This is a genomic window from Qipengyuania sp. L-5Y (genome assembly GCF_056859455.1).
Genome location: NZ_JBSXOM010000032.1, coordinates 163,640 through 178,448 on the forward strand (window position 1 = coordinate 163,640; position 14,809 = coordinate 178,448).

A 14,809-nucleotide genomic window follows, 5' to 3' on the forward strand; every position below is an offset into this window, starting at 1 on the left:
TCGACGAACTTGCCATGCGCACGGCAGACGTGCATCTAACTCACTGTCTTGCGGGAGAAGGACATGCGGCACATCGCAATCGTGGGTTCGGGTCCGGCCGGGTACTACACTGCGGAAGCGGCCGTTAAGAAATGGGGCGATGAAGCCCGTATAGATGTCTTCGACACGTTACCCGTTCCCTTCGGGCTGATCCGCACTGGTGTCGCGCCCGATCATCAGTCGATCAAGGGCGTTTCGCGACGTTACGAAAAAACCGCTATCGGCGACACCGTGCGTTTCGTCGGCAATATCGCGATCGGACGCGATGTCTCGATAGAAGAACTGCAATCATTGTACGATGCGGTTATTCTTGCCACCGGCGCGCCGAAAGATCGCCTGTTGCGCATTGACGGGTCCGATGCCGAGAACGTCATCGGCAGTGCGGCATTTGTCGGGTGGTACAATGGCCATCCCGAATTCGCTAATCTGAACCCCGATCTTTCTGGCCGCCATGCGGTTGTCGTAGGCATGGGCAATGTTGCGCTCGACGTAGCGCGAATATTGTCCAAGACCGAAGACGAATTCGCCGGTTCGGACATCGTCACCCACGCGCTTGATGCCTTGAGGAACAGCAGGCTCGAAAGCGTGACCATCCTTGGCCGTCGGGGGCCGCACCAGATCATGATGACCCCGAAGGAACTGGGGGAACTCCTGCAGCTGGAGCGGGCGAGTCCACAGGTCGAAACCGCCGACCTGCCGCCGCTCGATGACGATGCCGTGCTTGAGCCGGGAATGCGCAAATCGGTAACTTTGCTGCGCGAATTTGCCGCCATTCCACCAAATATTCATGGCGAGAAACCCATCGCGATCGAGTTCGATTTTTTCGCCAGCCCCAAGGCGATCGATTTGATGGACGGCAGAGCGACAGGCGTGGTGGTCGAACGGACGGTGGTCGAGGCTGGCCGTGCGATCGGCACCGGCGAAACCTACCGCATACCGGCAGATATCGTCATAACCTGCATCGGTTACGAGACGTCGCCCATCGAAGGCGTCCCGTTCGACGAACGTGCAGGCCGCTTCGCCAACGATCAGGGCCGCATCCTGCCCGGCCTATATTGCGTCGGCTGGGCCAAGCGGGGGCCTAGCGGGACAATCGGCACGAACCGCCCCGATGGCTATTCCGTCATCGATATCGTCGATGAAGATATCGGATCGGGACACCGCAAACGGGGGCGCGAGGGATTCGACGATCTGGCGGCAGAGCGCCGGCTCGATATCGTCACATTCCGCGACTGGCAAAAGATCGAGGAAGCGGAGATCGCCGCCGCGCGCGACGGGTCGCCGCGGGAGAAATTCGTCGACATCGAAAGCATGATTGCTGCGCGCGGATTGTGAAGCCCGCTTGCCAAAACCGTGGCCGGCCCGCATGAATTGCCGAAATGCCGACACAGAGCGGCAGTCAAAAGTGGAGAGAACCGAAAACCATGGCGAAGCTCGAAGATGAAGCTGCCCAGTCGACCAGCGCGCTCGGGCCCCTTGTCGGCCTGACACGCGAAGACATTTTCGGTGCGGTCGCGGTCATGTTACGCGAAACGGTTTCGGACCCGCAGCGTCTGATGAAGCACAGCCGGACGATGGGCGAGGACATGATCAAGATCATGACCGGCAAGAGCGATCTCGCCCCCAATCCGAAGGACAAGCGCTTCCAGGACCCTGCCTGGCAATACAACCCATTCATGCGCGCCGGAATGCAATACTACCTCGCCGTGCAGAAGGGCGCGTCGCACTGGCTCGAAGATCTTGAGCTGGACGAGCTGGAGCGGGATCGTGCGCGCTTCGTTTCGAATATCATCATCGACAGTCTTGCCCCGACCAATACGCTGATCGGCAATCCTTCCGCCCAGAAAATGGCCATCACCAGCGGCGGCCTGTCGCTGATCAAGGGGCTCAAGAACGCCTATGACGACATGGTCTACAACAAGGGCATGGTCAGCCAGGTCGACAAGAAACCCTTCAAGCTTGGTGAAAACGTCGCCACGTCCAAGGGCTCCGTAGTCCTGCGCACGGAGATGATGGAGTTGATCCAGTACACCCCGACGACGGACGAGGTTTACGAGATCCCCCAGCTCACCATCCCGCCGCAGATCAACAAGATGTACATCAACGATCTGTCGCCGGAAAAATCGGTGGTGAAATACCAGCTCGACAACGGCATCCAGACCTTCGTCATAAGCTGGAAAAACCCGACGAAGGATCAAGGCCATTGGGACATGGCCGATTACGTCAATTCCTGTCGCGAGGCGCTGGAAGCGGTTGCCAAGATCACCGGCAGCAAGAAGGTCAACGTTTCTGCCGGATGCTCCGGCGGTCAGACCGCTACCATGCTGGCCAGCAAGATGGCGTCCGACAAGGACGAACTGCTCGGCGCGCTCACACTGATGGTCTGTGTGCTCCACCCCAAGCAGAACGATATCGAGGCCGGTTCGCTGGTCAGCGAGAACGGTCTTGCCCTCGCCAAACACCGCGCTGCGAAGAAGGGCGTCATCAAGGGGGACGACCTCGCCCGCGGCTTCGCCTGGCTGCGCCCGAACGATCTGATCTGGAACTACGTCATCAACAATTACCTGCTCGGACAGGACCCGCCCGCTTTCGATGTGCTGTTCTGGAATGCCGATGCGACCAATCTTTCGGGCGCGTTGATGGGCGATTTCCTGACGGTGTTCGAAACACTGGCCTTCACGAAAAAGGGCGAGGTCGAGATGGTCGATCACAAGATCGATCTGTCGAAGGTCACGAGCGATCTTTTCATCCTCGGCGGCGTCACCGATCATATCACACCGTGGAAGGCGACATACCGGTCGACCCAGCTGTTCGGGTCGAAGGACGTGACCTACGTTCTCAGCCATTCCGGCCACATGCAGGCCATTTTAAACCCTCCGGGAAATCCGAAAGCGAAATATTACATTCAGGGCGATGGCGAAAAGAAGCTCCCCGCCACGGCCGATCAATGGCTGAAGGGAACCGAAGAAGTCGCCGGTAGCTGGTGGCCTTACTGGATAGACTGGGTTCAGACGCGTTCCGGCAAGAAGAAGAAAGCCCCTGCCAAGCTCGGGACCAAGCAATATGCCCCGCTGGACCCGGCGCCCGGCCAGTACGTCTTGGAATCCTGCTGACAGGCAGTCTTGAAGGATCATTGAGTGACCGCATCGAAGAACGAACCCATGACCGCCACTATCGAAATGATGGAGGCTGGTGGGCGGACCCTCCGCGTGGCGACCTGGCGGCTGGACGACGACCTTGATCATCCCCCGATCCTGTTCTTCAATGGTATCGGCGCGAATATCGAAGCTGTCGCCCCGCTGGCCGAAAAGCTGACCGAACGCGCCTTCGTGATGTTCGACATGCCGGGAACGGGCGAAAGCCCCGATCCCGCGCTGCCGTATAATCCTTTCACGATGAGCTGGACGGCCAGGCAGGTTCTGGATCAGCTCGGGATCGCCGAAGTCGATGTGATGGGTGTTTCGTGGGGGGGTGCCATGGCTCAGCACTTCGCGCTTCAATATCCCAAGCGAACCCACAGACTGGTACTGGCCGCCACGACGGCGGGGATGCTCATGGTGCCGGGCAATCCCGCCGCGTTGACCAAGATGGCCAATCCGCGCCGCTACATCGATCCCAAGTATATGAACGAGCATTTCCAGACGCTCTACGGCGGTATCGATCCCGACGGCGGGGCAAACCAGAAGACCAGTCACATCGGCCGCCTCAAGCCGCCATCACCGCGGGGATATTTCTACCAGCTTATCGCCATGCTGGGGTGGACGAGCCTTCCCGCCCTGCCCCTGATGAAGAAGGAAACGCTGGTGATGATGGGCGACGATGATCAGATCGTCCCACTCGTCAATGGGCGCATCCTCGCCTCTGCGATCCCCAATGCGCATTTGGAAGTCATAGCGGGCGGCGGCCATCTTTTCCTGCTGACGCATGCCGACCAGTGCATTGCCAAGCTGAGAGCATTTCTCGACGCTCCGACCACAGACGCGGAACTGGCCAGAGCCGCCTGAACAGCGGGACGGCCGGGATCATAAGGAATTGACGATGGCCACCGATCCCGCGCTTGCCGCAAATCCGCTCGCCAATCAGCCGATACGCCAGACCAGCGGTGAAGGCGGTGCGCTCGGCCGGACCGGATTTTCCTGGGCGATCTTCGAATGGGCCCGCAATCCCTATTACATCCTCATCGTCATCTACATTTTCGCACCCTATTTCGCGCGGGACATCATTGGGGCGGATCTCCTCGCCAGTGGTACGCTGGCCGGTCTGCCGGACGATCAGGCGCTCGCAGCGGCCAATGCGCAGGGCCAGGCAACGATTGCCTCGGTAACGAAATGGGCCGGATTGATCGCTGCGCTCACCGCGCCGTTTCTGGGTGCCGCGCTGGACCGCGGGGGGCGACTGAAGCCCATTCTGGCAATCTTCCTCGGATCGATCGTCGTCTGTTCGGCCATGCTCTGGTTCGCGATGCCGGGCGGCCAGGGGCTGAGCGTAGGCGCGATCATGGTGCTGCTGGTCGTCGCCTATGTCAGCTACACCTATTCCGAGGTCACACATAATGCCATGCTCAGCGTTGCGGGCGAACCCAGGCGGCTGGCGATGATCTCGGGTCTGGGCCTCGGTCTGGGCAATCTTGCTGCAACGCTAATCTTCCTCGCCATCGCGCTGCTTTTCGTTCTGCCCGCCGCGATCGGCTGGCCGTTTGCCATTCCCCAGTTCGGCGTCGATCTTTCGAAGTTCGAGCATGCGCGGCTTACCGGGCCGATATGTGCCGTCTGGCTTGCCGTGTTCTCCATCCCGTTTTTTCTCAATGCACGCGATCCCGGCGTTCCGGGCGCGAGCTGGGCCAGGGCTTTCCGGGACGGCGCGCTAAGCGTCTGGCGCACTCTTCGTGCAGCGACCCACTACCGCGAACTGATGAAATTCCTCGTAGCACGCATGTTCTATGCCGATGGAATGGCTGCCCTGCTGGCGCTTGGCGCGGTCTATGTGGCACTCTTCCTCGGCTGGAATTTCCTGGAAATGCTGTGCTACGCCATTTTTGCCAGCGCCTGCGCCTTTGCCGGCGGTCTCATCGGCGGATGGCTGGAGTCAAAGGTCGGCGTCAAGCGCGCCCTCCTGGTCGAAATCATGTTGATGGTCCTCGCCGGGCTAACGCAGCTCAGCATAACCCGCGAAAGCCTGTTTCTCGGCCTGATCGAAAACAGTCAGGTCTGGGACGGCCCGGTGTTCCAGACACTTTCGGACATCGTCTACCTTTCGCTGATCAGCGTGGTCGCCATCACTGTTACGGCCAGCATTTCGTCTGGCCGCACGATGCTGGTGACGCTTGCCCCGCCGGGCCGCAGTGGCGAATTCTTCGGCCTCTACGCCATTGCCGGGACGATTACCGTATGGATGGGGCCGCTGCTGGTGGAACAGTTTACCCTTTGGTCGGGCGATCAGCGGATCGGGATGGTTTCGATCAACATTCTCTTCATCATCGGTTTCGCCACCCTGTTGACCGTCCGAATGCCGGAACGCGCTGCCTAATCATCACTGGACAGGTCGGTTGCAATGTGGAACCTTCTTTCACCGGAGAGAGGAGCACATATCTATGCCCGCATACGATCTGATCATTCGCAACGGGACCATCGTCGATGGTACCGGACAGGACCGGTTCCACGGCGACATCGCCGTCAAGGATGGGCTGATCGTCCAGGTCGGCACGGTCAGCGGTGACGCCGTGGAAGAAATCGACGCTGGTGGGCATCTCGTCACTCCCGGCTTTGTCGATATTCACACCCACTACGATGGACAGGCTACCTGGGATCAGGAGATGGCTCCTTCCAGCTGGCACGGCGTGACTACGGTCGTCATGGGCAATTGCGGCGTTGGCTTCGCGCCGGCCAAGCCGGACAAGCACGAATGGCTCATCGGCCTCATGGAAGGGGTGGAGGATATTCCCGGCACTGCCCTTGCCGAAGGCATGGAATGGAATTGGGAAACCTTCCCGGAATATCTCGACGCGCTCGAAAAGCTGCCCCGTGCGATCGATGTCGGCACCCATGTCCCGCACGGCTCGGTGCGCGCCTATGTGCTTGGCGACCGCGAGCGTCCGGGCGCCGTTCCGACCGATATCGAAATTGCCGAAATGGGCCGCATCGTCGAAGAAGGCGTTCGTGCCGGCGCTCTGGGCTTTTCAACGTCCCGCACCGTGCTTCACCGCGATATCGATGGCGAAGTCGTGCCGGGCACCACCGCGACAGCGGAAGAGCTGATCGAAATCGGCCGCGCCATGGGTCGCGCGGGCCACGGCGTGTTCGAAATGGCTTCCGACATGAAGCGCGATTGGGATGAATTCGACTGGATGGGAAAGATGAGCCGCGAAACCGGCCTGCCCGTTACGTTCGCCGCGCTTCAGTCCATCGCCAAGGAATTGCCGCTCGACGAACAGATCGCGAGCATGCGGGCGGAAAACGACAATGGCGCCAATATCGTCGCGCAGATCGCACTGCGGGGTAACGGCATCGTCATGGCCTGGCAGGGCACCGTCCACCCTTTCCGCCTCAAGCCAAGCTGGAAGGAAATCGAAAATCTGCCGTGGGAAGAACAGAAGGCAAAACTCCTCGATCCGGCATTCAAGGCTCGTATGCTCGGCGAACAGCATGACTTTTCCGACGTCAATCAGGACATCATCGGTCTCGTAATGGTCGTCTGCGGTGGCTGGAACATGCAGTTCGAAATGGATCCGGATTTCAACTACGAACCAACCATCGCCGAAAGTATCCTCGAACGCGCAAAGGCTGCCGGAGTCTCGGGCGACGAATATGCCTACGACTTGCTTTGCCGCGATGATGGCAAGGGATTCATCTATCTCCCCATCCTGAATTATGCCGACGGAAATCTCGATTTCCTGATGGATCTCCAGCAATCGGACGATACCGTCAATTCGCTGTCGGATGGCGGCGCCCATTGCGGAACGATCTGCGATGCAGCCTCCCCCACCTTTATGCTTCAGCATTGGGTGCGTGACCGGTCTCGCGGTACGATTGGTCTCGAAAACGCGATCAAGCGACAGTGCAACGACACGGCCCGCCTCTATGGTCTCGAAGATCGCGGCGTCCTCGCGCCAGGATATCTCGCCGATCTCAACATTATCGACATGGATCGTATCCGGCTGGGCAAACCCTGGCTCGCTTTCGACCTGCCTGCCGGAGGCAAGCGTCTGTTGCAAAAGGCTGAAGGCTACATTGCCACGATCAAGAACGGAAAGGCTACCTTTCGCGATGGCGAATGGACGGGCGAAACGCCCGGCGGCCTCATTCGCGGTCCGCAACGTGTGGAGCTGCTGGAGGCAGCGGAATGAAGGCCATTCGCACAGGCGCGACACCTTCCACCCTCGATGCCCTTGTCTTTTGCGACGTGGACGGCCCGCCCGAACCGGCGGCCGGCGAAATAACCGTCGCCTTGAAGGCGAGTTCACTCAATTACCACGACTATGCAGTCGTCACCGGGATGATCCCGTCGCAGCAAGGGCGCATTCCCATGTCCGATGGCGCGGGCGTGGTTACGGCCGTGGGCGATGGCGTAACCGAGTTTTCCGTGGGGGATCCGGTGGTCAGCACCTTCTTTCCCGATTGGCTGGACGGTGCGCCCCCGAAAACGGGCTTCACCCGTGTTCCCGGTGACGGGATCGACGGGTATGCGCGCGAAGCGGTCACCGCGCCCGCTTCATCGTTCACCCGCGTTCCCAAGGGTTACAGCCATGCCGAAGCCGCCACGCTGACCTGCGCCGGTCTAACGGCATGGCGCGCCCTGTTCGTCGATAATTCGGTCAAGCCGGGCGATACGGTCCTTGTTCAGGGGAGCGGTGGAGTCTCGGTATTCGCCCTTCAGTTCGCCAAGGCTGCAGGGGCGACGGTGATCGCCACCAGTTCGAGCGGAGAGAAGCTCGAACGCCTACGCGATCTGGGTGCCGATCATCTGATCAATTATCGCGAGGTCGAGGAGTGGGGCGCAAAGGCTCACGAACTCACCGGCGGACATGGCGTGGATTGCGTTGTCGAAGTCGGCGGTGCCGGAACGCTGGGGCAATCGATGGTTGCGGCCTGCGTCGGTGGCCATGTCGCGCTCATCGGCGTCCTCGCAGGCTTTGCCGGGCCGGTCCAGACCGGCCTTCTCATGGCGAAGAACCTGCGCGTGCAGGGCCTGACCGTGGGAAGCCGCCGCCACCAGCTCGACATGATCGCCGGGATCGAGGCCAACGCAATCCGTCCGGAGATTTCCGACAGCTTCCCGCTGGAACGCCTGGCTGCCGCTTTCCGTCACCAGGAAAGCGGCGCCCATTTCGGCAAGATCGCGGTGGAAATCTGACCGGCGGAGGAGCGCCAGCCGCCACCTACACCCGCATCGGCATCAGCACATAAAGCGCAGGCGAATTCTCGTCCTTGCGGATCAGTGTCGGTGCGCCGGCATCGGCAAGGTGGATTTCCACCGTGTCCGAATCGATCTGGTTGAGAATGTCCTTCAGATAGGTCGCATTGAAGCCGATTTCGAACCCGTCCGATGCATATTCGGCGGGCACTTCTTCGGTCGCGGTACCGTTGTCGGGGCTCGTGACGGTCAGCGTCACCTTGTCCTTGTCGAGACCCATCTTGACCGCGCGGGTCTTCTCGGTCGCGATCGTCGCGACGCGGTCCACACCCTCGTGGAAACTCTTCGGATCGATTTTCAGAAGCTTGTCGTTACCCGTTGGAATAACACGCGAATAATCGGGGAACGTGCCGTCGATCAGCTTGCTGGTAAGGACCACACCGCCCTCGCCGCCCAGCGTGAAACGCACCTTGCTGGCCGACAGGTCGATCTGAACATTGCCGTCCATCTTTTCTTCGAGCAGCTTGCGCAGTTCGGCCACGGCTTTGCGCGGCACGATAACGTCGGGCATGCCTTCTGCGCCTTCCGGACGCGACAGCGTGAAGCGTGCGAGGCGATGACCATCGGTGGCCGCAGCTTTCAGCACCGGCTCGCTGTCGTCCGACACGTGGAAGAAAATGCCGTTGAGATAATAACGGGTCTCTTCGGTCGAGATGGCGAACCGCGTGCGGTCGATCAGTTCCGCCAGCGTCTTTGCCGGCAGTTCGAAACTGGTAGGCAAATCGCCTTCCACGATCACCGGGAAGTCGTCGCGCGGCAGCGTCGGCAGCGAAAAGCGGCTGCGCCCGGCCTTGATCGCCATGCGGTTTTCCGCGGCTTCCAGGCTGACCTGCGAACCGTCCGGCAGCTTGCGGGCGATGTCGAACAGCAAGTGCGCCGATACGGTGATCGCCCCGGCGCTTTCGACGCTGGCGTCCATATGTTCGACCACCTGCAGGTCGAGGTCGGTCGCCATGACCTTCAGTGAATTGTCGCCTTCCGCCTCGATCAGGACGTTCGAGAGGATGGGGATGGTGTTACGGCGTTCTACGACCGATTGCACGTGGCTGAGGCAACGCAGCAGCGTAGCGCGTTCGATGGTGGCCTTCATGGTCCTACTTTCGTCCCTTTTGGGCACACAGAGGGCCGGAATCGCCCCCATCAGCGCCGGAATACGGATAATTACCCTAGCGGGGCGGTCATAGGGAGCAAGCCGCAAGCGGCCCGGTCCCGATTTCCTTGGGGAAAAGTGGTGGGTTTGTCGGACATGGCGCGGATTGCCCCCGCGCCCACGTCCGCCAAAGCGCCTCCCTTATCCCATCATCGCCATTCCGCCGTTTACATGCAGCGTCTGGCCGGTGACATAGGCGGCTTCGTCGCTCGCCAGATAGGCCACTGCAGCGGCGATTTCCTCGCCCTCGCCCATGCGGCCCATCGGGATACGTGAATTGATCGCGCCCTTCTGATCGTCGTTCAGCGCATCGGTCATGGCGGTGCGGATGAAGCCCGGCGCCACGCAGTTCACCGTGATGTTGCGGCTTGCAAGTTCCTGCGCCAGGCTCTTGGACATGGCGGTCAGCCCGCCCTTGGCGGCGGTATAGTTCATCTGGCCCGGATTGCCGGTGTGGCCGACCACGCTGGTGATCGAGATGATCCGCCCGCCCTTGGCCTTCATCATCGGCCGCGCGCTGGCGCGCATCAGGCGGAAACTGGCTTCCAGATTGATGCGGATCACATCGTCCCATTCCTCGTCCTTCATCCGCATGGCGAGGTTATCGCGCGTGATGCCAGCGTTGTTGACCAGGATATTCATGCTGCCCAGCGTGTCGACGGTGGCCGGGATCAGTTCCTCCACCTGCTTCGCGTTCGACAGGTCGCAGGTGATCTCGACATGATCGTGACCGAATTCGCTGTTCAGCTGTTCGCGAAAGGCGCGCAGCTTGTCCGAATTCGAGCCCGACAGTGCCAGCCGTGCACCCTGCTTAGCCAGGGCGTAGGCAATCGACGAGCCGATGCCGCCGCTGGCGCCCGTCACGAGGGCGGTTTTTCCTTCGAGGCTGAACATCACGCGTTCTCCTTCGCGAAATTCTCGAGGTCTTCCATGGTGACGAGCGATACGGTCGCCGCGTCCTTGTCGATCCGGCCGATCATCGGGCCAAGCACCTTGCCACCCAGTTCGACGAACCACTCGATACCCGCTTCGCGCATGGCGATCACGCTTTCACGCCACCGCACGCGGCCGGTGATCTGTTCAACCAGCAGAGCCTGTTCCTCCGCCGGGTCGGAAACGCGCGCGGCGGTAACATTGGCGTAGAGCGGCACGGTAAAGGCTTCGGGCGGCGTATCGCCCAGCGCGCGCTTCATGCGCAGGGCCGCAGGGCCCATGAGTGAACAATGGAACGGCGCCGAAACGGGCAGCTTGATGCCGCGCTTGATGCCATGATCCTTGGCCATTTCGATGGCGCGGTCGATCGCTTCGGCATGGCCGGAGATGACGACCTGCGTGGGATCGTTATCGTTCGCCACTTCGCACACCTGACCCTCAGCCGCGGCTTCGGCCAGCGCGGTGGCCTTATCGATATCGGCTCCCAGCAGTGCGGCCATCGCGCCCAGTCCGATGGGAACGGCATCCTGCATCGCGATACCGCGCAAGCGCAGCAGCTTGGCCGTATCCGTCAGCGAAAATGCCCCGGCAGCACACAGCGCGCTGTATTCGCCCAGGGAATGTCCGGCCACACATTCGGCCTTGTCCGCCAGCGCGACGCCGAATTCCTTTTCCAGAACGCGCACCGTGGCGATCGAATTGGCCATGATGGCGGGCTGCGCATTGGCGGTCATCGTCAACTCGCTTTCGGGTCCGTCCTTCATCAGGCCGGAAAGATTCTGCTTCAGCGCCTCGTCGACTTCCTGAAAAACCTCGCGGGCATGCGCGCTGGCTTCGGCAAGGTCGGCGCCCATGCCGACCTTCTGGCTACCCTGTCCGGGAAAGATGAATGCAGTCATGAATTTCTCCTTGCGGGCGCGCCTAGGCCCGTGGGCCGCGCGCCTCAAGTCCGAAGGGGACAATCTTGTTGGAAGCATCATGGCCGATATCGGCGCGGCCGAGATAGGGAATCCCGCTGCGCGCGCACCAATCCTGCGCAATGGCGATCTCGTCGCTGCCGAAAGGACGGTCGTTTTCCGGCACGTCGCTGATCCGGCCGAGCCGTAGTCCCGCAATGCCCTGCAGGTGCTGGCTGATGTGGAAGAACAGCCGGTCCACGGCATAAAGATGCTCTGCCACTTCTTCGATCATGACGACATGCCCGGCCAGGTCGGGCATCAGTTCGGTCCCCACCATCATCGCCAGCGTGGTCAGGTTGAAAGCGACCGCAGGCCGCTCGTCCAGGCTCGGTTCCAGGCCGCTCACCCCGCCTGCCAGCCAATCGAGCGCACGTTCCACCGCCGCCTCGCCTCCGGCGCGCCTTATGTCGCCCGCCAGCGGGCCATGCGCCACCTGACCGATCCCGTGGCTATACAGCGCGCCGAGCAGGAAACCCGTGTCCGAATAGCCGATGAACCGCTTGCCCCGCGCATGGTCGTTCATTTGCCTCGCCGCCTCCGCCGCGATCCTGTTCGAACCATATCCACCCATGGCAAACCAGACCGCATCGAATGCGGGATCGTTGGCACAGTCCAGCAAGGCGGCAAGGCGCACCGCGTCGCTGCCGGCAAAATGCCCCTCTTCCAGAAAGCACTGTTCGTGGAACATCAGTTCCACGTCCTCGCGGCCCGCCACCAAGGCCTGGACCGCCTCGGCCCTGTCGCGCTTCAACCGTTTTCCGGGGGCGCAGATCGCAATTTTGACCATGTCCGCGTGCTAGCGCGCTTGTGTCGGGCGACACAACTCAATAGCTGCACCGGCATGAGCGATATGCCCACTCCAGATGAATTGTTTGCCCGCCCCTTCTTCTTCTGCGGCATCGGCGGCTCGGGAATGCTGCCGCTTGCGCAGATCCTGAAAGGGCGCGGCTGCACCGTCGAAGGATCCGATCGCAGCTACGATCAGGGCCGCACACCGGAAAAATTCGCCGCGCTGGAAAATCAGGGCTTCACCCTGCACCCGCAGGACGGCAGCGGAATGGTTTCGGCCGAACAGATCCTTGTCGCCAGCGCCGCCATCGAAGATAGCGTTCCCGAAGTCAGCCGCGCGAACGAACTCGGGTGCCTGCGCCTTACCCGCGCGGAACTGAATTCGATCCTCTTCAATACCAGCGGCGCGGGTCTTGCCGTCGCGGGTACCAGCGGCAAATCGACGGTCACCGGCATGCTCGGGTGGATACTGCACGCCTGCGGGCGCGAACCGACCATCATGAACGGCGCAGTGATGAAGAACTTCGTGTCGCCCGAACGCCCCTTTGCCAGTGCCGTGATCGGCGGCCAGAGCCTCTATGTCAGCGAAGTCGACGAAAGCGACGGATCGATCGCGCTCTATCGCCCTGCGGTTGGCGTACTGCTCAATGTCAGCCTCGATCACAAGAGCATGGAAGAACTGCGCCAGCTTTTCGGGGACTATCTCTCGCGTAGCCGCATCTCGGTGATCAACGCCGATGATGAAGAGGCGCTCGCGCTCCTCCCGCATGCGAAGGAAGTTGTCACTTTCGGCATCGATCAGGACAAGGCGCAGATCGGCGTGGTCCCGGGCTCGATTGCGGAAGGCCCCATGCGGCAGGCGGCATTGATCGTGGATCGGCACGATGGCAGCCAGCATCCCCTCACGCTCCACCTGCCCGGTCGTCACAATCTTTCGAACGCGCTCGCGGCGATAGCCGGCGCTGCAGCGGCAGGTATCCCGGTCGGCAAGGCGGTCGAGGCTCTGGCCGCCTTTGCTGGCCTCGCGCGCCGCTTCGACATTGTCGGCACCAGCCCCTCGGCCATTACGGTGATCGACGACTTCGGCCACAATCCCGAAAAATGTGCCGCTACGCTGCGCACCTTGAAAGCGCATCCGGGCCGCGTACTCGCCTTCTTCCAGCCTCATGGCTACGGTCCGCTCAGGCAGATGGGCGACGAACTGGCGGAAACCTTCGCCAACGAACTGGACGAAGGCGACACGGTTATTCTGTGCGATCCGGTCTATTTCGGCGGCACGGTCGACCGCAGCGAAGGCAGCGAACGGATTGTCGGCTTGATCGAACAGGCAGGCGGAAACGCCGAATATATCCCGTCGCGCGATGCGGTGGGCGATCGGCTGGCCGAAATGGCCCGCCCTGCCGATCGTATCGTCATCATGGGTGCGCGCGACGATACGCTCAGCAGTTTTGCAAGGGACCTCTTCTCACGCCTTCCGTGACGGCTGGCGATCAGTGCGCGGCAGCCTCGCCGCCATCGCCATGTCCCATGCCGAAGACCTTGTGCAGCAGGAATAAGAGGACGAACCCCAGCGCAAGTCCGACCAGCGCGGACAGCCCGGCAAAGGTCAGCCAGCCCAGAACGCCGCCGGCTGCTCCGGCTACGGCGGATACGCCGTGCTCGATACCTTCGATCCAGTGTTCCGGCCCTGCAATACCGATGTCCGCCAGGCCGTGCAGGATGATCCCGCCGCCGACCCACAGCATGGCAATGGTGCCGATGAAGCTCAACGCCACCAGCAGATGCGGCATGAACGCCACCAGCCCGCGTCCGAAGCTCTGCGCTGCCGCGCCGTCCTTCTTGGCGAAATGCAGTCCGATATCGTCCATCTTCACGATCAGGCCGACCACGCCGTAGACGCCTACCGTCACCGCGATGCCGACGATGGCCAGAACCCCGGCGCGGGTCAGCAGATCTTCTGCCGCCACTTCGTTCAGCGTGATGGCCATGATTTCCGCGGACAGGATCAGATCGGTTCGGATCGCGCTGGAAACCCGCTGCTTCTCGAACGCGACCGGGTCCTTGATATCGTCTGCCACCGTCTGGCCATGCTTCTTGCCGCCCAGCTTCTCGGCCACCTTCTCCGCACCTTCATACGAAAGATAGGCACCGCCTAGCATCAGGATGAAAACGATCGCCTGCGGCAGGAACTCGCTCAGCAGGACGGCGCCGGGCAGCAGGATCAGCAGCTTGTTTTTCAAACTGCCCTTGGTGATGTTCCAGATGATCGGCAGCTCGCGCGCTGGCGACAGGCCGGTCACATAGCTCGGCGTAACGGCGGCGTCGTCGATGACCACGCCTGCCGTCTTGGAACCTGCCCGGCCAGCAGCCGCGGCAATATCGTCTACCGAAGCCGCCGCGGTGCGCGCAATGATCGATACGTCGTCCAGAAGGGCTACCAAACCGCCGGGCATTGCGCGTCCTTGTTTATTTGAAATCCGCACCACGCTTGCCTGCCTTACGCAAACGAAGCAACTGGCGATTTCGCGCT

12 protein-coding genes are annotated in these 14,809 nt (G+C 61.4%); 7 read left to right on the forward strand and 5 right to left on the reverse strand.

The annotated features are described in order from the left end of the window. Positions 1-63: 63 nt before the first annotated feature. From AC13F2_RS14410 to AC13F2_RS14435, 6 genes are all read left to right on the forward strand, one after another. Entirely contained in the window at positions 64-1,374 is a 1,311-nt protein-coding gene (locus AC13F2_RS14410; protein ID WP_482965617.1) for an FAD-dependent oxidoreductase, read from the forward strand. A gap of 89 nt (positions 1,375-1,463) precedes the next feature. Then, complete coding sequence (locus AC13F2_RS14415) at positions 1,464-3,152, forward strand: PHA/PHB synthase family protein (RefSeq protein WP_482965618.1); 1,689 nt, start codon at positions 1,464-1,466, stop codon at positions 3,150-3,152. Positions 3,153-3,200: 48 nt separating this feature from the next. Continuing rightward, positions 3,201-4,043 carry an alpha/beta fold hydrolase gene (locus AC13F2_RS14420; RefSeq protein WP_482965619.1) on the forward strand — a complete coding sequence of 281 codons (843 nt, stop codon included), beginning with the start codon at positions 3,201-3,203 and terminating at the stop codon, positions 4,041-4,043. Positions 4,044-4,077: 34 nt separating this feature from the next. Next, a complete protein-coding gene (locus tag AC13F2_RS14425; RefSeq protein WP_482965620.1) occupies positions 4,078-5,565 on the forward strand; it encodes an MFS transporter in 1,488 nt (495 codons plus the stop codon). A gap of 64 nt (positions 5,566-5,629) precedes the next feature. Continuing rightward, entirely contained in the window at positions 5,630-7,381 is a 1,752-nt protein-coding gene (locus AC13F2_RS14430) for an N-acyl-D-amino-acid deacylase family protein (RefSeq protein ID WP_482965621.1), read from the forward strand. Further along, on the forward strand, positions 7,378-8,388 hold the full coding sequence (locus AC13F2_RS14435; RefSeq protein WP_482965622.1) for a zinc-dependent alcohol dehydrogenase family protein: 1,011 nt from the start codon (positions 7,378-7,380) through the stop codon (positions 8,386-8,388). Before AC13F2_RS14430 ends, AC13F2_RS14435 begins: the two co-directional genes overlap by 4 nt. Before the next feature lie 25 nt (positions 8,389-8,413). On the opposite strand, the gene dnaN is transcribed toward AC13F2_RS14435, so the two are convergent. From dnaN to AC13F2_RS14455, 4 genes are all read right to left on the reverse strand, one after another. Beyond that, positions 8,414-9,538 carry a DNA polymerase III subunit beta gene (gene dnaN / locus AC13F2_RS14440; protein WP_301643025.1) on the reverse strand — a complete coding sequence of 375 codons (1,125 nt, stop codon included), beginning with the start codon at positions 9,536-9,538 and terminating at the stop codon, positions 8,414-8,416. Positions 9,539-9,739: 201 nt separating this feature from the next. Next, the gene (fabG, locus tag AC13F2_RS14445; RefSeq protein ID WP_196845978.1) at positions 9,740-10,492 is read right to left on the reverse strand and encodes a 3-oxoacyl-[acyl-carrier-protein] reductase; all 753 of its coding nucleotides are present in this window, start codon (positions 10,490-10,492) and stop codon (positions 9,740-9,742) included. Continuing rightward, the gene (fabD, locus tag AC13F2_RS14450) at positions 10,492-11,430 is read right to left on the reverse strand and encodes an ACP S-malonyltransferase (RefSeq protein ID WP_482965623.1); all 939 of its coding nucleotides are present in this window, start codon (positions 11,428-11,430) and stop codon (positions 10,492-10,494) included. Before fabD ends, fabG begins: the two co-directional genes overlap by 1 nt. Positions 11,431-11,452: 22 nt before the next feature. Further along, positions 11,453-12,277, reverse strand: a complete 825-nt coding sequence (locus tag AC13F2_RS14455) for an LD-carboxypeptidase (RefSeq protein ID WP_482965624.1) — start codon at positions 12,275-12,277, stop codon at positions 11,453-11,455. Between the two features lie 54 nt (positions 12,278-12,331). On the opposite strand from AC13F2_RS14455, the gene AC13F2_RS14460 reads away from it, so the two are divergent. Beyond that, positions 12,332-13,759 (forward strand): glutamate ligase domain-containing protein, encoded by a 1,428-nt coding sequence (locus tag AC13F2_RS14460; RefSeq protein WP_482965625.1) that lies wholly within the window; start codon positions 12,332-12,334, stop codon positions 13,757-13,759. 10 nt (positions 13,760-13,769) lie between these two features. Here the strand turns inward: AC13F2_RS14460 and AC13F2_RS14465 are convergent, their stop codons facing one another. Then, positions 13,770-14,732: a DUF808 domain-containing protein gene (locus AC13F2_RS14465; protein WP_221598266.1), complete on the reverse strand. Its 963-nt coding sequence runs from the start codon at positions 14,730-14,732 to the stop codon at positions 13,770-13,772. Positions 14,733-14,809: the final 77 nt, after the last annotated feature.

What these genes read in the sequence shown, in the direction of transcription:
- AC13F2_RS14410 (WP_482965617.1), top strand. Translation starts at nt 64, where the DNA reads ATGCGGCACATCGCAATCGTGGGTTCGGGTCCGGCCGGGTACTACACT.
- AC13F2_RS14415 (WP_482965618.1), top strand. Translation starts at nt 1,464, where the DNA reads ATGGCGAAGCTCGAAGATGAAGCTGCCCAGTCGACCAGCGCGCTCGGG.
- AC13F2_RS14420 (WP_482965619.1), top strand. Translation starts at nt 3,201, where the DNA reads ATGACCGCCACTATCGAAATGATGGAGGCTGGTGGGCGGACCCTCCGC.
- AC13F2_RS14425 (WP_482965620.1), top strand. Translation starts at nt 4,078, where the DNA reads ATGGCCACCGATCCCGCGCTTGCCGCAAATCCGCTCGCCAATCAGCCG.
- AC13F2_RS14430 (WP_482965621.1), top strand. Translation starts at nt 5,630, where the DNA reads ATGCCCGCATACGATCTGATCATTCGCAACGGGACCATCGTCGATGGT.
- AC13F2_RS14435 (WP_482965622.1), top strand. Translation starts at nt 7,378, where the DNA reads ATGAAGGCCATTCGCACAGGCGCGACACCTTCCACCCTCGATGCCCTT.
- dnaN (WP_301643025.1), bottom strand. Translation starts at nt 9,538, where the DNA reads ATGAAGGCCACCATCGAACGCGCTACGCTGCTGCGTTGCCTCAGCCAC.
- fabG (WP_196845978.1), bottom strand. Translation starts at nt 10,492, where the DNA reads ATGTTCAGCCTCGAAGGAAAAACCGCCCTCGTGACGGGCGCCAGCGGC.
- fabD (WP_482965623.1), bottom strand. Translation starts at nt 11,430, where the DNA reads ATGACTGCATTCATCTTTCCCGGACAGGGTAGCCAGAAGGTCGGCATG.
- AC13F2_RS14455 (WP_482965624.1), bottom strand. Translation starts at nt 12,277, where the DNA reads ATGGTCAAAATTGCGATCTGCGCCCCCGGAAAACGGTTGAAGCGCGAC.
- AC13F2_RS14460 (WP_482965625.1), top strand. Translation starts at nt 12,332, where the DNA reads ATGAGCGATATGCCCACTCCAGATGAATTGTTTGCCCGCCCCTTCTTC.
- AC13F2_RS14465 (WP_221598266.1), bottom strand. Translation starts at nt 14,732, where the DNA reads ATGCCCGGCGGTTTGGTAGCCCTTCTGGACGACGTATCGATCATTGCG.